This window comes from Actinacidiphila acididurans (genome assembly GCF_016918855.1).
Lineage (GTDB): Bacteria > Actinomycetota > Actinomycetes > Streptomycetales > Streptomycetaceae > Actinacidiphila > Actinacidiphila acididurans.
In genome coordinates, this window is sequence record NZ_JADKYB010000007.1 from 80946 (window position 1) to 99327 (window position 18382).

Here is an 18382-nt window from a genome sequence, read left to right on the forward strand (position 1 = left end):
GGCGTCACCCGAATGGATACCGGTCGACGACCCCACGATTCCTGATCATCCGATCTTCATACGAAATCTCGATAGGCGTACCGGCGCGCGTCTTACGTGATTTACCGCCCGGCTCGTGCCAGCGTGCATTCCTGTTTCGCGGTGGTCCAGGAAAGCGAGAACGGCGCGATGCCGCACACCCACCCCGCCCTCGCCGGGCTGACGGTGCTCCACATGTCCCAGCCGGTCGAAGGCGGTGTCGCCCGTGTCGTCACCGATCTGGTACGCGCCCAGGTACGGGCCGGCGCGCGCGTGGTGGTCGCCTGCCCGCCGGGCCCCGGCCCCCTCACCGGTCCGGACCTCCGCCCGGACCCGCACGCTCACCCGCACCGCGGCCCGCTCGGTTCCCTGCCGGAGACCGCCGCCCGGGCCGGTGCCGAGGTCGTACGGTGGAACGCCCGTCGCTCCCCCGGCCCCGCCCTGCTCACCGAGGTCCGCGCCGCCCGTCGCCTGATCCACCGGCTGCGTCCCGACCTGCTCCACCTGCACAGCGCCAAGGCCGGCCTGGCCGGACGGCTCGCCGCCCGCGGCGCCCTGCCCACCGTGTTCCAGCCGCACGCCTGGTCCTACGAGGTCGGCGGCGCCGTCGGCCGCGCCGCCCTGCGGTGGGAACGCTGGGCCGCCGCCGGCTGGACCGACTGCGTGCTGTGCGTCAGCGGCGCCGAACGCGCCTCGGGCGAGGCACACCGCATCCGCGGCGCCTGGACCGTGGTGCCCAACGGCGTCGACACGACCCGCTTCACGCCCGCCGACTCCGGCGAACGCGCCGCACTGCGCGCCGCCTTGCCCGTCACCATGGCGGCGGAAAAGGCCGGGGGAGCGCGGAGAGCAGGGGCGGGTGAGAACGCGGCCGAACCCGGGCAGGCAGCCCACGCCCTCCCTGCCGCCGACACCGACACCGACACCCAGGCCGGCCCCGCCTCGGTCGACCCCGATGCCCCCCTCGTCGTCTGTGTCGGCCGCCTGTGCCACCAGAAAGGCCAGGACCTGCTGCTGCGCGCCTGGCCCGAGGTGACCGCCCGGGTGCCGGACGCCCGGCTGGTCCTGGTCGGCGACGGCCCCGACCGCGACCGGCTCCGGCTCCTGGCACCGCCTCAGGTGCTCCTGGCCGGGGCGGTGGACCCGCTGCCCTGGTACCGGGCCGCCGACGTGGTGGTGCTCCCGTCCCGGTGGGAGGGCATGGCGCTGGCGCCGCTGGAGGCGATGGCCTGCGGTCGTCCGGTGGTGGTCACCGACACCGCGGGCGCCCGCGAAAGCCTGCCACCGGCCGATGCCGCGTACTGCGTGGTGCCGGTGGACGATCCAAGCGCCCTGGCCGCCGCCTTGTCGCGGCTGCTTGCCGGTCCGGAGCTGCGCACCGCCGCCTCCTCCCGTGCCCTGGCCCATGTCCGCGAACGCCATGACGTCCGAAGATCGACCGCTGCGGTCACCGCCCTCTACGCCGGCCTGCTCGGCCTCCCCCGGCCGCGGGCCGTCGAGCGGGAGAAGGCCGCCCCGCGATGACCAGGGACACCACCCGCGTCCCCCCGCCCGCCCCCGGCCCGGCACCCGCGCCCATTGCCGCGGCCTCCCGGCGCGCACCCCGTCCGCCGCACCAACCCGTCGCCCCGGGTGCGTCCACCCCGCGCGGGCCGGCCGGACAGCGCAGGGCGGCGGGATTCGGCCTACGGCACCCCGGGCTCCCGGCGGCCGCCATGGACTGCGCCGCGGTGCTCGCCGGGGCGTGGCCGCTGGGCCCGGGCGCCGGGGCGTACGCCGTCGGTCCCACGGTGGCCGTGTTCCTGCTGGCGAACCGCCGGGCGGGGCTGTACGAGCGGACGTTCGCGCCCTCTGCGCTGGATGAGGTGCCTGCCCTGGCGGTGCGCGCCGCAATGGCGTGGGCCCCGGCCGCCGCCATGGTCGCGGCCGCTGACCCGGGCCGCGCCCTAGGCTGGGCCGCCCTGCTCGTCGCGGTCACCGTGACCGCGGTCGCCGCCTGCCTGCTGCGGGCCGTTTCCTACGCGATCCAGCGCGGGTACGCCCGCCGCCATCCCGGCGGCGCCCTGATCATCGGCCCGCTCCCGGCCGTACGCCGGATCGCCGCCGCCCTGCTCGCCCATCCCGAGTACGGGATGCGCCCGTACGGCCTGGTCGTCCCCGGCACCCCGGCGCCCGTACCCGCCGCCCAGATGGCCGCTTCCGCACCGGCCGCCACCACAATGGCGCCCGCCCCCGCGGCCGACCCACCGCTACGTCCCCTGGTCGCCGCCTTCCCCGCCCCCGCCGCCGAGCCGCAGTCGCAAGCCCATGCGCCGCAGTTGCCGCCCCTCCTCCTGCTGACCGGTCACGGTGACCTGACCAGCGCGGTCGTCCGGGGCGCCGTACGGCACGCCCTGGTGGTGGGCCCGGAGGCGCTGGATCACCGCACCGCCACGGCCGTACGGCTGCTGGGGCTGCGCGGCTGCCACCTGTGGCACCTGAGCGCTCCGCCCGCCGCCGGCACGGCTTCCCGGCACCGGCGCGGTCACCTGTGGGGCTTCGCGTGCCACCCGCTGGAGCCGTCGCCCTACCCGTGGCAGCGGACCGGCGCCCGACCCGCCCGGCTGGCCAAACGAGCCCTGGACGCGGCCGCCGCCGGGACCGCGCTCCTGGTGCTCACGCCCGTGCTCGCCGCCTGTGCGCTGGCCGTCCGCCTCGCCGACGGGCCCGGCGTGCTGTTCCGCCAGGAACGGATCGGGCTGGGCGGGCGGCCGTTCATCCTGCTGAAGTTCCGCACGCTGCGGCCGAGCGACGAGCAGGAGTCCGCGACCCGCTGGACGGTCGTCGGCGACCCCCGGATCAGCGCGGTGGGCCGTCTCCTGCGCAAGACCTCGATGGACGAGCTGCCACAGCTCTGGAACGTGCTGCGCGGCGACATGAGCCTGGTCGGGCCGCGCCCGGAACGCCCGCACTTCGTCCGCGAGTTCGAGCGGACCCACCCCGGCTACCGGGACCGCCGCCGGATGCCCGCCGGGATCACCGGCCTCGCCCAGGTCAACGGGCTGCGCGGCGACACTTCCATCGCCGACCGGGCCCGCTTCGACAACCACTACATCGACACCTGGTCCCTCTGGCAGGACGTCACCCTTCTGCTGCGCACGGTCGCGGCCGTCTTCCGGTTTGGCGGCAGCTGATGACGCCCACGGCTGCCGCCGCCCGCGCTTCCGCAGCGTCCATGGCGACGGGCGGGAATTCCGGCACCTGTGCGTCGTCCGGAGGCTCGGTACTCCCCCCTCCGATTCCCGCGACCGTACGGCTCCGGCTCGCCCGCCTGCTCCCGTTGCTGCCCGCGCTCGCCACGATCGCGCTGCTGGCCGTGCCGGTCGCGCCCGGTGACGTGTCGGCCTCGGGCAAGGTCACCCCGGCCGACGCGGCTTCCGCCGTCCTGGTGGTGACCTGCGCGCTCCGGCTGCTGCGGCAACGGCGGCGGGTGCTGAGTCCGGCCGCGGCGGCGCTGCTGGGGGCGCCGTTGCTGGGTTTCGCCGCCGCGGCGGTCACCGACGTCGACCCGGTGCTCGGGGCAGCCGGATTCCTGCGGTACGCCCAGGTGTTCGTCCTGGTGCCGGCCGCCATTGTGCTTACGGTGCGCGACCGGCGGGACGCCGACGTGCTCGCCACCGCCGTGGTGGGCCTGGCCCTCGTACAAGGCACGGTCGGCACGTGGCAGTACGCCACCGGCACCGGCGCCTCGTACATGGGCCGCGACGTACGGGCGGTGGGCACCTTCGGCCCCTCCGACATCATGGGCATGGCGACGGTGGTGGCGTACGGCCTGGTGATCGCGGTCTGTTACGCGCTCGTCCCAGGCCGCGCCCGCTGGGTGCGGCCCGCCGCGCTCGCCTGCGCTGTCGCACTCGTGGTGCCGCTGGCCGTCTCCTTCAGCCGCGGTACGTGGATCGCCACGGCTGTCGCCATTGCGGCGGTCGTGCCGCTGGCCGGGCGGCGCCGGGCGGTACGGATCCTGGCCGCGGCCGCCGCATGTGCGGTGCTGCTGACCGGTGGCCTGGGCGTCGGCTCGCGGCTGCTCAGCGACCGCCTCACCAGCATCACCCAGGTCACCGACGCCCCCGACCACTCCGTGACCGACCGTTACGCGCTCTGGTCGGCCGCGGTCGCCGTGTGGCGCGAACACCCGGCACTGGGCGTCGGCCTCAAGCGCTTCCCCGCCGAACGCGACACCCACGCCTCCCTCGCCCTGTCCGCGGCCAGCGACACCGCGGGCGCGGGCCAGTCCTTCGTCCGCGAGCCGCTGCTGTCCCCGCACAACATGTACCTGCTCGCCCTCTCCGAACAGGGCCTGCTGGGCTGCACCCTCCTCACCGGCTGCTGGCTGGGCCTGCTCACCCTGTCCGTCGCCCGCCTGGCGAGGGCCCGTGGCGGACCCCCCGCCGTACGCGGCCTAGGCGCCGACCGGCGCAATGGTGTCGGGTTGGCCGCGGTCGGGCTGCTGGTGTGGACCTGCGTGGACTTCCTCTACGCGGACATCGGCGGCCCCGTCACCGTGCTGACGTCCACCGTGCTGGGCCTGGCCGCCTGGTGGGCGCTCGATCCGCACGACGGGCGGGCGCGATGAGCGGTACGGATCTGGCCGCTGCCGCCGCTGGAGCCGCCCTCCACGAGAACCGGTCGCCCGGTGGCGAGAAGCAGCAGACTGCCCCGCCCCAGGGGCTGGCGCGGGCCGCGGGAGTCACCGCCGGGCTGACCGCCGCCGGTTCGGTGCTCGGGCTTTTCCGCGACCAGACCGTCGCGCACCTCTTCGGCGCCGGGGCGCAGAGCGACGCGTTCCTGGTCGCCTGGACGGTGCCCGAGGTGGCGGCGACCGTGCTCATCGAGGACGCCATGGCGCTGGTGATGGTGCCGGCCTTCAGCGGGGTGCTGGCCCGCGGCGGGGACGTGCGCGCGCTCGTACGTGCCACTCTGCCGCGGCTGCTGACGCTGCTGGGGGCACTCACGGCGGCTCTCGCGATCGGTGCGCCCTGGGTGGTACGGGTGCTGGCGCCGGGGCTGGCCGACCCTGCCGACGCGGTCACCTGCACCCGGCTGACCGCCGTCACCGTCCTCACCTTCGGCCTGGCCGGCTACCTCAGTGCCGCGCTGCGCGCCCACCGCCGCTTCCTGGCGCCCGCCGCGATTTACGTCGCCTACAACGCGGGCATCGTCGCCGCCCTGTTCGCCCTTCACAGCAGCCTCGGGGTCCGCGCCGCCGCCGCGGGCGTGGCCGTCGGGGGCGCCCTGATGGTGGCGGTGCAGCTTCCCGCCGCCGTACGGGAGCTGCGCGGCCGCACCCGGACCGCGCATCCGACCGCCACCGCTGCCGTACCCGCTCCCGGGCCGTATGCGGCCCCCGCCCCGCGACCGCTGCCCGAGCCCCTGCGCGCCGCCCTTCTCGCCCCGGTCCTCATCTTCACGCTCGGCCGGCAGGCGCAGGTGCTGGTGGAACGGTTCTTCGCCGCGCCCTTGCCCGCCGGGGCGATCTCGCACCTCAATTACGCCCAGAAAGTGGCCCAGGTACCGATGGTGGCCTCCCTCATGGTGTGCACGGTCACCTTTCCGGTGGTGTCGGGCGCCATGGCGGCGGGTGACCGGCGGGCGGCCCGGCGGCGGGTGGAGCGCGACCTGACGCTTGCCTGTGCGGTGGTGCTGCTGGGCGCCGCCTATGTGGTGGCGTGTGCGCCCCGGATCGTGCAGCTGCTGTTCCAGCGAGGCGAGTTCGGCGCGGCCGACACCGCCGCCACCGCGACCGTGATGCGGGTGTACGCGCTGGGCCTGCTCGGGCAGACCATGGTGGGCGCCCTGGTGCGGCCGTACTTCTCGGCCGCCCGCCCCACCTGGTACCCGGCCGCGGCCATGGGCGCGGGTCTGATGGTGACCGCGGCCGTGGACGCCCTCGCCGTCCACGCATGGGGCGCCTGCGGAATCGCGGCGGGCAACGCGGCCGGCATCTCCGTTGCCGCCGCCCTGATGCTGCGCGGCCTGGGCGCACACACCGTCGCCGTACGGGTGCGGGCGATGGCTCCGCGAACCGCCCGCGCCCTGGCCGCCGCCATTGCCGCGACCGCCGCCGGATGGGCGATGGCCGCGGCGGTCACCGATCCGTTCGCCGCCGCCGTCGCCTGCGCCCTGGTGGTGCCCGCCGTCTTCGCCGCCATGGCCGCGGCCACGCACCACGCCGTCCGGGCGACGCGCACCCGGCGCGACGCCGAAACCCGCACCCCTATGCCCCGGGAAACGGAGGCCCGCCCATGACCGCCGCGCGGCACGCGCCCTGGACGCTGATGTACCACTCGGTGGGGGACTGCCGGGACGACCCGTACCGGATCACGGTGAGCCCGCGCCGGCTGGCCCGGCAGTTGCGCTGGCTGGCCCGGCACGGCCTGCGCGGGGTCGGCGTCGGCGACCTGCTCGCCGCCCATGCGGCCGGCACCGCGGGGCGCCTGGTCGGCCTGACCTTCGACGACGGTTACGACGACTTCCGCACGCACGCCTTGCCGCTGCTGCTGGCCGGCGGCCACACGGCCACCGTCTTCGTGCTGCCCGGCCGGCTCGGCGACGAGAACGTGTGGGACCCGCGCGGCCCCCGCAAACGCCTGCTGGACGCGGCCGGCATCCGTGAGATCGCCGCCGCCGGGATGGAGATCGGCTCCCACGGCCTGCTCCACCGCGACCTGACCCGGCTGCACGAGGTGTCGCTGACCGCCGAGGTGCGCGGCAGCCGCCGCCGGATCGAGGACCTGACCGGCACCGCGCCGGCCGGTTTCTGCTACCCCTACGGCGCCCTCGACGCCCGCGTGCTGCCGGCCGTGAAGGCGGCGGGTTACGCGTACGCGTGCGCGGTCGCCCCCGGCCCGCTGGCCGGCACCCACGCCCTGCCGCGCGACTACGCCGGGCAGGCCGACACGGGCCCGCGCCTGGCCGCCAAGCGCTGGCGGCACCGGCTGCGCCGGCCCGTGCTCCACGACCCGCCGCCGGCCGACGGCCCGCAGCGGCACCCGGAATCCCCCACCCTGCCCGCTCTGCCAGGAGGCGACACATGAAAGTCCTGCACATCATCACCGGCCTCGGAATCGGCGGCGCCGAGCAGCAATTGCGGCTGCTGGTGCGGCACCTGCCCGCACAGTGCGAGGTGGTCACCCTCACCAACCCCGGCCCGGTCGCGGACGGGATCAGGGCCGACGGCGTCCCGGTCACCCACCTCGGCATGAGGGGCAACCGGGACGTGACGGCGCTCGTGCGACTGGCCGCCCGCATTCGTTCCGGCCGCTACGACGTCGTCCACACCCACCTGTACCGGGCCTGCGTCTACGGCCGGCTCGCGGCGCGGCTGGCCGGGGTGCGGTGCGTGGTCGCCACCGAACACTCCCTGGGCGCCACTCAGATGGAGGGCCGCCCGCTCAATTACGGCACCAGGGCGCTGTATCTGGCGACCGAGCGCCTGGGTCAGGGCACCTTCGCCGTCTCGGACACGGTCGCCCACCGCCTCGACGCCTGGGGCATCCCCGGGCCGCGTATCCACCTGGCGCCCAACGGCATCGACCCGGACCGCTTCCGCTTCTCCCCGACCGCCCGCGCCGCCACCCGGGAGGCGCTGGACCTGCCGGCGCACGCCTTCGTGGTCGGCGGGGTGGGCCGTTTCGTGCCGGACAAGCGGTTCGACCTGCTGATCCGGGCGGTCGCCGCGGTTCCCGACGCCCATCTGCTGCTGGCCGGTGACGGGCCCCAGGAGGTGCTCATGCTCCGACTGGTCCACGAACTCGGCATCGCCGGGCGGGTCCGGATCGCCGACCCCGGCAGCCACGAGGTGCCCGATCTACTGGCCGCCATGGACCTGTTCGTCTCGCCCTCTCGCGAGGAGTCCTTCGGCCTGGCGGTGGTGGAGGCCCTGGCGGCGGGCCTGCCCGCGCTGTACGTGTCCTGCCCGGCGGTGGAGGACCTGCCCGCGGCGGACGCCCCTGGAGCGCTACGGGTCCAGCCCGAGACCCTGGAAGCCGTGATCCGCGCCCGGGTCGCCGCGGGGCCGCAGCGGCTGCCCGTGCCGGCCGCGCTCGACCGCTACGACATCGCCCGCACCGCCCGCAGCGTGATGGCCCTCTACAGCGCGGCCGTCCCCGTGCCGGGCGGCCGCCGCCATCGCCTGCGTACGGCCGCGATCCCGCTCCCGGCCACCGGTTCGCCCGGCACCGCCCCGCCCGGCGCCCAGCCCGTCGTCCCGGCGCCCGCCGCTGCCTCGGCGGCGGAGCCGGTCTCGGGCGAGAGGAAGTAGCGGAAGTGAGGACACCGATGGACACCGCTTCCGCCGCGGCCGGCGATCCGCGCGTCCCGTCCGGCGAGGGACGGGCCCACGTGCCGGGTGCCGCGACGGACGAAACCGTCGCCATGGTGGCGGGCGGAACCGGCCGCCATGGCGACGGACACGCGGCCCGTCACCACGCCGCGGCACCGCCTGCCCGGCGCGCGAGTGGCCGGGGCCTGCTCCGAAAGCTGCTGGTGCCGCTGGGGATCGGGCTCGGGGCCGCGTGCGGGGTCGGGTACGGGCTGGTGGCGACGCCGGAGTACACGGCGACCAGCTATGTGATCGTCGTGCCGCAGGACACCGCGGACTCCGGGACCGCTGTCGGCTTCGCGCAGGCGTACGGCCGGGTGGTCGGCGGGGCCGCGGTGCTGGCCGGCGCCCAGGCGTCCTCCCACCTGGCAGTGGCCGATCTGAGGGCGAAGGTGAGTGCGCAGAGCTCGCCGGACGCGCCGATGATCGCGGTCACCGGGACCGACTCCCGGGCCGGGCGGGCGGCGCGGATCGCCAATGCTGTCGCCAAGTCGCTGGCCGACACCGGCAACCGGGAAGCGGCCGCCACCGGGGTGCGGCTACTGGTCTTCTCCCCGGCCGCCGCCCCGTCCGCGCCGTCCTCGCCCTCCCCGGCGCTGTCCGGCGCGGTGGGCGCCGCCGCGGGCGGCCTGCTCGCCGGGCTCGTCCTGCTGGTACGGCCGCGTGATCCGCGCGGGTCCCAGGAGCCGTACGGACCGCCCGCCGCGCCCGTGCCCGGCCAGGCGCAGGAGCCCGCCGAGGCGGCGGTGTGACCCTGCCGCGGGACCGTCCGGACGCCCCGGCCGCCGGACCGCACGTCCCGCCCGCTCCCGCCGTCACGGTCACGGTGTGCCGGGATCCGGCCCGATTCGGGGCGCTCGCGCCGCAATGGGCGCGGCTGCACCGGGCGTGCCCGACGGCGACCCCGTTCCAGAGCCACGCCTGGCTGCACTCCTGGTGGCTTTCCTACGGCGTGCGGGGGCGGCTGCGGGTGGTGCTGGTGCACCGGGGCCGCGAACTGGTGGGCGCGGCGCCCCTGATGCGGGTGTACCGGCCGTTTCCAGTGCTGGTGCCGCTGGGGGGCAGGATCACCGACTTCATGGACGTGCTGCTCGACGCCTCCTGCGCCGGGGAAGCGGCCGACGCCATGGCGGCGGGTCTGCGGCGGATCGCCGCCGGCACGGTGGTCGACCTCCGCGAGGTGCGGCCGGGTGGCGCGGCGGAAGTGCTGGTCCGGCACTGGCGCGGGCCGGTGCGCCGGCTGTCCGACTCGGTGTGCATGGAGCTGCCCGGGCTGCCGATGGACGGGCTGATCGCGCGGGTGGGCAGTTCGCGCGGTCAGCGCATCCGCTCCGAGTTGCGCAAGCTGGACGCGGCGGGGTTACGGGAACGCGACGTGCCGCCCGCTGAGGTGCCCGCCGCGCTGGCCGGCCTGCTGCGGCTGCACGCGCTGCAATGGCGGGGCCGGGGGATGAACCGGGAGCATCTGCGGCGGCGGTTCGCCGAGCACCTGAGCCGGGCGGCCGGGCTCATGACGACGAACGGGGAGGCGGCGGTCGCCGAGTACCTCCTGGACGGCGAGGTGGTCGCCGCGAACCTCACCGTGCTGTCGCCCGCCCTGGCCGGCGGCTACCTCTACGGCGCCCACCCGGACCTGCGCGGCACCAAGGTGCAGATGGGCACCTTGCTGATGCGCAACGGCGTCCGGCACGCGGCCGGCGGCGGGCGCGGCACCCTCAGCCTGTTGCGCGGCGCGGAACCGTACAAGGCGCATTGGCGCCCGGAAACGCGGGTGAACCAGCGGCTGCTGCTGGCCGGTCCGGGCGGCCGGACGGCGCTACTGGTGCGATACGTTCCGGCAACGGTCAGGACCGCGGCCGGGCGGTCGGCGCGTTTGCGGGCATGGCGGCAGGCGGTGACGCGGTGGCCGCGCCCATGGCGCCCGGTTTCCCGGCGCGGGAATCCGCCCCAATAGTGGCGGTCTCAGGCGCCGGGGCTCACGGCCGCGGGGTCAGGCGGGCGGCCGTTTGCCGAAGAGGGCGGCCCGGTAGACGGCCGAGGACTTGGGGTTGGCCCGGCACGACCACACGCCGTGCGGGCAGTAGTCGGTGATGGTCTGGTAGAGCGGGTGGTGGGCCTCGATCCAGCCGAGCATCTGACGCATCCACTGCGGGTCGTCGCCGTTGCGGAACAGGCCCCACTCCGGGTACGAGATCGCCTTGTGGTGCCGCGCGGCGAAGTTCACCTGCGCCTGGAGCCCGTACGGCTCGGTCACCTGCTGGTGGAAGGACGCGCCGGGCGGCTGGTCGTAGGAGTCCATGCCGATGACGTCCACGGTCGCGTCGCCCGGGTAGCAGGCGGTCCAGCCGATCGCGTCTCGCCCCCGGCTGGGCGCGAAGTCGAAGCGGAACCGCTGGCCCGGCACCGCGCGCATGGCGGCGACGATCCGCTTCCAGTACGCCTTCCAGCCCGCCGGGTCGGGGGCGCAGCGGTGGGTGTACGTGGTGCCGTTCATCTCCCAGCCGAGCACGATCACGGTGTCGGGCACGCCGAGCCGGACCAGCCGCCGCGCCAGCCGGGTGAAGTGCGCGTCGTTCGCACCGGCCGCGCCCGCCCGGATCAGCGCGCGCACCCGGGCATTGGACACGGCGCCCTCGTTGTCCTGCTGCATCGGCACGTTGAGCACGAACAGGCGGTGCGTGGCCGCCTTGCGCCAAGCCGCCCAGGGCTCCAGCAGGCCGGTGCCGCCCTCGATGCCCTGCCAACTGTCGCCGGGCAGGTACGTGTGGCCGACGCGCATCTCGGTGCCGCCGAGCCAGGTCTGCAGCGCCGCGATCAGGCGGATCCCGTCCGCCCCGGCGTCCGTGAAGGCCCCCATCGGCGGCAGGACGACGGTGCGGGCGCGGGCGGCCGCTACGGCGCTTCGTGGCGCGGAGACCGCCGCGGACGGTGCCGCGCGGGTGCGGCCGACTGCTGACGATGCGTCATCGCCCAGCGCGATACTGGCGAGTCCGGTGAGGGCAAGTGCGGCGGTGGCCACGGCCAAGCCCGCCCGCACCCGCCACGCGCGCCATTCGGCCATGGTCCCTCCTCGGTCGCCTGCCGTCTGCCACCTGCTTGTTCGTTCGGCTGCCGTTCGCCGGGCGCCTTGTTCCGCCGATGGCCACCGGCGGGTCCGGCGTTTCGGGCTGGTCAATCGCGCCCGGACGCCGGCATTCCGTCGTCGGCCCACCGGACAGTCGTAACGTACGACAATCCTGCTCGCGCGCTCGGATGGGCCGAACGGGCAGACGCCGAACGAAAGGCAGCGCCAATTGCCGATTCTCTGAATACTCCTGTCGGGGCGTCATATCGCGCCCATTGCGCCGGGAAACGTCGGACGCCATCCCCCGGGCGGAGGAATTTACGGCAGCGTGAGCAGATAATCCGCCTTACCTCACCCCTGCGGGCACATGATGAGGCGGCAATGCGATCGCGGCAACAGGCAGGCAAGGCGTCGGGAGGAGTCCGGCATGGTGACGCGCAGGAGAGTGCTCGGAACCGGGCTCACCACGGTCGTCGCGGTGGCCGGGACCGGGGCCGCGCTGTGGCCGGCCCTGACGGCATCGGCCGGCGGATCGGCCGCGGCGGGGCCGCAGGGCGACCCGTTGTTCGACGAGGTGTACCGGGGCCGGCGGATCCAGGGCTTCAGGGGCGCCGAGGCCGCCGGGGTGTCCGTCCTCGTCGACGGCCGCCCGCTGGGGCTGATGCGCCGGGTGGACGGCACCTGGATCAGCATGGCCAACCACTACCAGCCGTATCCCACGCCGCTGGCCACCGCCCGGGGCGCCGTCGACATCATCGGCCGGGCCGGGCTCGGCGCGGCCGCCGCTCCCCACGAGGGCCACTGAGCGGCTCCCGATCGATCACCGACCGAACGCCGACCGAACGCCGACCGGCCGCCTGTCGGCCACTGGCAGCACCCATGGCACCGACGCCACCGACAAGACCTCGCCGCCCGGAACCGGACGGCCGCCGGACCGCAGTCCGCCCGTACCCACCGCGACACCCGAGAGGCCGCCTGTGTACACCCGCCGCAACCAGCGGAATCTGACGAGCAGCCAGCGCCAGCGGTTCGTGGAGGCCGTGGTGGAGCTCAAACGCACCGGCGCGTACGAGAAGTACGTCACCACGCACGCCCAGTACTTCGCGGCGGACGGTGAGACCGGGCAGCGGGTCGCGCACATGGCGCCGAGCTTCTTCCCCTGGCACCGCTACTTCGTGCTGCTGTTCGAGCGGGACCTGCAGCTACTGGACTCCAAGATCACCGTGCCCTACTGGGACTGGACGGTGGACCGCGGCAAGAACGCGGCGCTGTGGGGCCCGGACTTCATGGGCGGCGACGGCCGCGACAGCGACGGCCAGGTGATGACCGGCCCGTTCGCGTACCGCTCCGGCCACTGGACCATCACCAACGGCGTGACCACCGAGCGCTATCTGACCCGGAACATGGGGCGCCCCTCGCAGCCCATCGCGCTGCCGACGGCGGCCGAGCTGGACGGTGCGCTGCGGACGGCGGTGTACGACACCGCGCCGTGGAACTCCGCGCCGAGCACGCAGGGCTTCCGCAACAAGATGGAGGGCTGGACGGTCAGCCCCGCCAAGGGCGGCTATCTGCACAACCGGGTCCATCAGTGGGTCGGCGGCCACATGGTGAGCGGCACCTCGCCCAACGACCCGGTCTTCTGGCTGCACCACTCCTTCATGGACCTGATCTGGGTGCGCTGGCAGCGGCGCCACCCCTCCTCGCGTTACCAGCCGCAGCGGCCGCTGGCCGGGAGGGACCCGGAGCACGGCCGGGTGATCAGCTCCGACGAGCCGATGCCGCCATGGGGCGTGCGCCCGTCGCAGATCATGGACCACCGGCGCTTCTACACGTACGAGTAGGGATGACCGTACGGGCTGACCGGCGCGGCCGCCCGCGCCCCTGGGGGACGGACGACCGCGCCGGTGAGCGGCCTACCGGGCCTCGCCCTAGTGCAGGGAGGCGTTGGTGCAACCACCGCCGAACGCCGGGTTCAGGACGCCCACGGTGTCGATCGTGTTGCCGCACAGGTCGACGGGGACGTGGACGGGGAGCTGCAGCAGGTCGCCGGAAACCAGACCCGGCGAACCGACCGTGGCACCGTCGGCGCCGGTGTCGGCCGCGGCCACACCGGCACCCACGGCGAGAACGGCTCCCGCTGCGGCGGTGACGGCCGCAGCCTTCGCGATACGCGACATCAAGATCTCCCTGAGACGAAAACCAGCCGCGGCGTGCGGCTTTTGACGCTGTGCGCAACTGGCGGGGATCTTGGATGGTCACGCAGGTTGAGCTGAACCGGTGACGGTCACGGCCGCCACCGCGGCCCTGGTCCGGCCGCGTCCCGCGGGCGCGGTGCGGCTCAGCCGGCCGGTACGGCGATCGGGCTCATCGTCGTGCCGGGATCGGCGGGCGAGGCCGGGATCGCCGGGGTCGCCGGAGCGGCGGGGGCGCCGGCCACCGCGGAAGTGTCGCCGGCCGCCGGAGCCGCGGGGCTCGCGGGCGAGGCGGGAGCCGCCGGGGTCGCCGGGGTCGCCGGGGTCGCCGGGGCGGAAGGCGTCGCAGGTGCGGCGGACGTCGAGGAGGTCGCCGACGACGAAGAAGCCGAGGAGGTCGAGGACGTCGAAGGCGCGGCCGGGGTCGCCGGGGCGGAGGGAGTCGCGGAGGCGTCCGGCGCCGCAGGGGACGCGGGAGCGGCGGGAGCGTCCGGCGTGGCGGGCGTCATCGTCGTGGGCAGGCTCGTGCCGAGGACGATCGCCACGACCGAGTCGACGAGGTCGGTGACCAGGGTGGTCGCCGCGTCGAGCAGGCCGGCGGAGTCCTCGCCGGTGACGGCGTCGACCAGGGCGTCGATGGCGTTCTCCAGGCCGGTCAGCGCGTCGGAGGCCACGTCGCGGCTGGAGGGCACCGCGTCCTTGCCGACCGTTCGGTGCCCGGCCAGGCGGCCGGCGCCGGACGCCTCCTGGGGGAGGCGGTTCTTCGCCGCGGTGATCGCTTCCTTGGCCGCGGCCGCGTCCTTGGTGACCAGTTCGGGCGAGCGGTTCGAGGCAAGCGCGTCGGTGACGAGTTTGCCGGCCGGACGGGCCACCTCGCTGGTGCCGGACAGCATCCGGGCCTGCTCGATCAGCGTCCGACTGTCGGGCGCGGCCTTGGCGGCGGTGAAGAGGGAGTGGTGCGGGGTCTCGGCGGACGCGGCGGTGGCCGCTATGGCGCCGCCGGCGACAGTGGCGACGAGCGCGGAGCAGACGGCCACGCCGGTGATCCGGGGATAACGCATGGAAAGGGATTCCCTTCGGGTTGGGGGGAGAACTTCCTGCTCCACCGTCAAAAACGTCCGGGGCGACCGCAACCGAAAGGACGGCCCGGGAATTGCCCGCCTGGGTGTCGGCGGGCGGCGCGGGCCGGGCGGATTCCGGCGTTGGAACGTCCGGGGATTCAGCGGACGCGGATCGGCCATCGGGGGCGGCGGAATCGGCGCGACACTCCTCGAACGGGGGAATCCTGGGCCGTTCCCTCGCCCGCCGGTGTGATTTCCGGCGCGCCGTGTCGGGGGTGGCGGTTAGGGTCCGGATCATGAGCCAGACCAATACCGCGTCCGCAGCGTCGATCCAGAGCCGGCTGGGCACTCTGGCGGTGATCCCCTGGGCCGGGGAGCACCCGGAGGACGGTGCGGACATCCCGTTCCTGATGGCCTATTCGCTCGGCGACGGGATCGAGGGCCCGTCGGGGACGGAGGCCGCGGTGCTGGCCGCCACCGAGGAGATCGGGCTGCCGGTGGGCGGAATGATCCTGGACCTCGCGTACGTCCCGCGGACCGACGTCAAGGTGCTGGTGGAGGGCGGCAAGGCGGTACTCACCATGCCCTACCTGCACGTCACCTGCCCGGTGCCGGACGAGTGGACCACCGCGGCCCGGCTGCGCGGCTCCGTCTACCTGATCTTCGCCAGCCGCCCCTGGCCGGAGGCCGCGCCCGGCGCCGAGGTCGGCGAGGAGGCGCTGCGTGCCTTCGCCGGCGACCACGACGTGCTCACCACGGCCGCCCACTGCCTGGTCCCGGTCGGCTCCGTCCGCTGAGGACGGCGCCCGCCGGGAGGTCGGCGGACGACGGCCCGGCCGCCGGACGTGCAGATGCGGACGAAGGGCGCCGCCGTCGCCCGGGCGCCCTTCGTCCGTGTCGCGGGCCGCACCGCGCGACGGTCGCCGGTCAGCCGCTGACCAGTTCGTTCCCGGCGCTCACCGCGTCGCTGCCGGCCTGGACGGCCTTCTTCACGGCGCCGACCTTCCTGGTCACCCCGGTCTCGTCGAGCACCTGGGAGGTGGCCGTCCCGGCCTGTTCGCCCGTGCTCGTGGCGGTCAGGGCCGCGCCGGTCAGGGCGGACCCGAGGTCGGCGGCGTGGGCGGCGACGGGAGCGCCGGCGGCCAGCAGAATCGACCCGGCCGCGGCGCTGAGGATGCGGAAAGCGTTCATGGCCGATACAACGGGTTGGCCCCGCCCAAGGGCACGGCCCGCCCCCGCCCTTCACCCGTACTCCAGCGCCCGTACGGTCGCGAGAAGGCCCGCTCACGGCGCCGTACGCCCGTCCGCCGGACCCGTACGCGCACCGAGTCCCCTGTTGCCGGACGGTGACAACGGCCGCACAGCGCGGCGATGTTGCCCTGTCACGCTGCTGCTGTCGGCCGAAGGGGCCGACCGCAGCAGAGCTGCCGACCGACGGACCGCCGTCACCGTTGCCCCGGGGGGAACCGCCATGTCCGCTCGTACCGGACGCCGTAATCGCCGCAGCCGCCGCAATGGCCGCGGCCATGCCGCCGCCGTCGCGCTGACCACGGGAATCACCGCGGGCGCGGCACTGATGCTGACCGCCTGCGGCCCGGACGGCTCGCTCTCGAACGGGCAGGCGCCGTCCCCGTCCGCCACCGGCAGCGTCAAGGGTCAGGCGGGCCAGGGCGGGCAGCAGGGCGATCAGGGCAGCGCGGACGGCAAGGGCGGCAGTGGCGCCGGCGCCCAGGGGGCGAGCGCCCAGCCGGCCGGTTCCGCGGCGCCCGCGAAGCTCAACGGGACCGCGGGCACCGGCCTGACCATCAGCGACGGCACCCGCTACGTGGTGATGAACGGCACCCGGGTGGACTTCGGCACCGAGGTGCGCGATCTGGCCTGGGCGCCCGACGGCCACCGGGCGGTGTTCGTGGACGGCGACGGCGACCTGGTGACGGCCGCCCCCGACGGCAGCGACCGGGTGGTGCTGGCCCGCAACCCCGGCGGCCAGACCTGGTCGCACCCGACCTGGCGGCACCGCGACGCGGACCCGCAGAACGGCTTCCCGGCCGCCGACGACATCTTCTTCGTGATCCGCGCGGGCGGCGTCTCGCGGCTCTACCAGATTCCCTCCGGCGCCCGCGACGGCCGGCCGACGCCATTGCCGCTGGCCGGCGAGCCGACCGAGGGCATGGCCGAGCTGCCCCAGACCGGCAACGTCTGGCCGAGCGCGGGCGGCCGGTACGGGGAGTCGGTGTACGCCAACAGCGACACCGGCAAGGTGTACATCCGCGACGACTACCTGCGCCAGCAGGGCTCGGCGATCACCGAGGGCTCGGAGCCGGCCGCCGCGGACACCGGCAACGACATCGTCTTCGTCCGCTCGGTCGGCGGCCACGACCACCTGTTCCTGGAGCACAGCGCCGACAGCGGGCCGCAGTACACGGACCTGACGCCGGGCGCCACAACCGACTACACCGAGCCCGCGTTCGCGCCTGGCGGCCGTACGGTCGCGGCCCGCACGCCCGACGGCATCGTCACCCTCCCGGTGGACGGCTCGCACGCCCCGGTGAAGGTCTCCGGCTACGTGGGCCTGCCCGCCTACCGCACCTCCTGAGCGGCCAGTTCGCGGCGCAGTTCGGGCAGGTGCGTGTCGGCCGACTCGTGCGGCAGGAACTCCACCACGTCCAGGAAGCGGAACAGCACCCGGTCCGGGGTGACCGCGAACTCGTAGTCCGCGAACCCGACCACCGCCCCGGTCGCGCCGCGCGCCGCGCCCCGGACGACGTGCGCCGTCAGGGCGTCGTCCGGGGTCTGCGCGGCCAGCCCGCGCCGCCCGCCCGGCCGGGCCAGGTAGGGGCAGACCATCGAGGCGTAGAGCATGCAGGCGCGGTGCCCCGGGCCCTCCAGGGTCGGCGCCATGTTGCGGTACGGGCGCCCCGCCGCGAGGGCGTCGGCGATCGCCGCGGTTTCCGTGCCGCCCACCACCCGCCACACCGGGCCGCGCGGCATCAAGGTGCCGCACACCGAGCAGAGGCGGCCCTGGGCGCATTCGGCGCTGCGGCCGTAGTCGGTGAGCGCGAAGCGCGGCCCGTCGTCCTCCCACGGGGTGATCGCCGGGACCGGGTAGCCGCGCGGGTCGTGGGGTCTGGCGTCCACGGCGGCGGGTTTGGGCACCGCGTCAAACCGCATGGCCACCGTCCTCGCCGCCGCCTTGTGTCCGGCCACCGTCCTGGTCACCTTGTGCCTGGTTCGAGTCCCGGCCGTCCCCGTCGCCCTGCGCCCGGTTCCGGTCCTCCCGCTCCTCCCGCCACCGGACGACGATCCGCTCGACGTCGAAGGGCTTCAGGTTCAGCAGCGGGCCCGGGGGCGGGCGGCGCAGGGCGGCCTCGATCTTCTCGTTGATCTCCGCCAGGATCTCCCGGACCCGGCGCTCGGAGCGGGCCTCGGCCACCGCAGCCATCGCGTCCTCGGCCTCCTTGCGCAGCCGCAGCGCCGGCGGCAGGTACGCCAGGCCCTCGCTCCGCATCTTCCCGCGGATCCACCACATCTCGTCGTACGGCTCGTCCAGCGACGGCAGCGGCTTGCCGGCGCCCGCCAGCGAGGCGAACTCGCCGCGCGCCTCCGCCTCACGGATCTGCTTGTCCACCCACGACTCGAAGGGGACGCCGGGCGGCTTGCGTTCGGTCATGGCTCACTCCTCGGCTGG

General features: G+C 75.1%; 17 protein-coding genes and 1 pseudogene. 12 read left to right on the forward strand and 6 right to left on the reverse strand.

Going from position 1 to position 18382, the window contains the following annotated elements; genetic code table 11:
- The first annotated feature begins 168 nt into the window (after positions 1-168).
- The 8 genes from ITX44_RS14705 to ITX44_RS14740 are packed head-to-tail and all read left to right on the forward strand — an operon-like array spanning position 169 to position 10331.
- On the forward strand, positions 169-1542 hold the full coding sequence (locus tag ITX44_RS14705) for a glycosyltransferase (RefSeq protein WP_205357901.1): 1374 nt from the start codon (positions 169-171) through the stop codon (positions 1540-1542).
- A complete protein-coding gene (locus ITX44_RS14710; protein WP_205357659.1) occupies positions 1539-3191 on the forward strand; it encodes a sugar transferase in 1653 nt (550 codons plus the stop codon). Before ITX44_RS14705 ends, ITX44_RS14710 begins: the two co-directional genes overlap by 4 nt.
- Positions 3191-4630: an O-antigen ligase family protein gene (locus tag ITX44_RS14715; protein ID WP_236060612.1), complete on the forward strand. Its 1440-nt coding sequence runs from the start codon at positions 3191-3193 to the stop codon at positions 4628-4630. Before ITX44_RS14710 ends, ITX44_RS14715 begins: the two co-directional genes overlap by 1 nt.
- Positions 4627-6303 carry a lipid II flippase MurJ gene (locus ITX44_RS14720; RefSeq protein WP_205357660.1) on the forward strand — a complete coding sequence of 559 codons (1677 nt, stop codon included), beginning with the start codon at positions 4627-4629 and terminating at the stop codon, positions 6301-6303. Before ITX44_RS14715 ends, ITX44_RS14720 begins: the two co-directional genes overlap by 4 nt.
- Positions 6300-7091: a polysaccharide deacetylase family protein gene (locus ITX44_RS14725; protein ID WP_236060613.1), complete on the forward strand. Its 792-nt coding sequence runs from the start codon at positions 6300-6302 to the stop codon at positions 7089-7091. Before ITX44_RS14720 ends, ITX44_RS14725 begins: the two co-directional genes overlap by 4 nt.
- Positions 7088-8317 (forward strand): glycosyltransferase, encoded by a 1230-nt coding sequence (locus ITX44_RS14730; protein WP_205357661.1) that lies wholly within the window; start codon positions 7088-7090, stop codon positions 8315-8317. Before ITX44_RS14725 ends, ITX44_RS14730 begins: the two co-directional genes overlap by 4 nt.
- A 17-nt stretch (positions 8318-8334) precedes the next feature.
- On the forward strand, positions 8335-9129 hold the full coding sequence (locus ITX44_RS14735; protein WP_236060614.1) for a YveK family protein: 795 nt from the start codon (positions 8335-8337) through the stop codon (positions 9127-9129).
- Positions 9130-9131: 2 nt separating this feature from the next.
- Complete coding sequence (locus ITX44_RS14740) at positions 9132-10331, forward strand: GNAT family N-acetyltransferase (protein WP_205357905.1); 1200 nt, start codon at positions 9132-9134, stop codon at positions 10329-10331.
- Between the two features lie 36 nt (positions 10332-10367).
- Here the strand turns inward: ITX44_RS14740 and ITX44_RS14745 are convergent, their stop codons facing one another.
- Positions 10368-11438 carry a glycoside hydrolase family 26 protein gene (locus ITX44_RS14745; protein WP_205357662.1) on the reverse strand — a complete coding sequence of 357 codons (1071 nt, stop codon included), beginning with the start codon at positions 11436-11438 and terminating at the stop codon, positions 10368-10370.
- 430 nt (positions 11439-11868) lie between these two features.
- Between ITX44_RS14745 and ITX44_RS14750 the strand changes: the two genes are divergently transcribed.
- Both ITX44_RS14750 and ITX44_RS14755 read left to right on the forward strand, forming a co-directional pair.
- Positions 11869-12246, forward strand: a complete 378-nt coding sequence (locus ITX44_RS14750; protein ID WP_236060615.1) for a tyrosinase family oxidase copper chaperone — start codon at positions 11869-11871, stop codon at positions 12244-12246.
- Positions 12247-12418: 172 nt separating this feature from the next.
- Complete coding sequence (locus ITX44_RS14755; RefSeq protein WP_205357664.1) at positions 12419-13282, forward strand: tyrosinase family protein; 864 nt, start codon at positions 12419-12421, stop codon at positions 13280-13282.
- 87 nt (positions 13283-13369) lie between these two features.
- Here ITX44_RS14755 and ITX44_RS14760 read toward each other — a convergent pair whose 3' ends face one another.
- On the reverse strand, positions 13370-13618 hold the full coding sequence (locus ITX44_RS14760; RefSeq protein WP_205357665.1) for a chaplin: 249 nt from the start codon (positions 13616-13618) through the stop codon (positions 13370-13372).
- Positions 13619-13779: 161 nt separating this feature from the next.
- Complete coding sequence (locus tag ITX44_RS14765) at positions 13780-14694, reverse strand: hypothetical protein (RefSeq protein ID WP_205357666.1); 915 nt, start codon at positions 14692-14694, stop codon at positions 13780-13782.
- Positions 14695-14990: 296 nt separating this feature from the next.
- Between ITX44_RS14765 and ITX44_RS14770 the strand changes: the two genes are divergently transcribed.
- The gene (locus ITX44_RS14770; RefSeq protein WP_205357667.1) at positions 14991-15491 is read left to right on the forward strand and encodes a DUF5949 family protein; all 501 of its coding nucleotides are present in this window, start codon (positions 14991-14993) and stop codon (positions 15489-15491) included.
- Positions 15492-15621: 130 nt separating this feature from the next.
- On the opposite strand, the gene ITX44_RS14775 is transcribed toward ITX44_RS14770, so the two are convergent.
- Entirely contained in the window at positions 15622-15885 is a 264-nt protein-coding gene (locus tag ITX44_RS14775; RefSeq protein WP_205357668.1) for a hypothetical protein, read from the reverse strand.
- 280 nt (positions 15886-16165) lie between these two features.
- Here ITX44_RS14775 and ITX44_RS14780 point away from each other — a divergent pair, with 280 nt between their 5' ends.
- A complete protein-coding gene (locus ITX44_RS14780; protein WP_236060616.1) occupies positions 16166-17290 on the forward strand; it encodes a TolB-like translocation protein in 1125 nt (374 codons plus the stop codon).
- On the opposite strand, the gene ITX44_RS14785 is transcribed toward ITX44_RS14780, so the two are convergent.
- Together ITX44_RS14785 and ITX44_RS14790 are read right to left on the reverse strand one after the other, a co-directional pair.
- Entirely contained in the window at positions 17275-17865 is a 591-nt protein-coding gene (locus ITX44_RS14785) for a hypothetical protein (RefSeq protein WP_205357669.1), read from the reverse strand. The two genes, ITX44_RS14780 and ITX44_RS14785, sit on opposite strands and share 16 nt — an antisense overlap.
- 106 nt (positions 17866-17971) lie before the next feature.
- A pseudogene (locus tag ITX44_RS14790) lies at positions 17972-18364 on the reverse strand (DnaJ family domain-containing protein); the annotation flags it as partial.
- Positions 18365-18382: the final 18 nt, after the last annotated feature.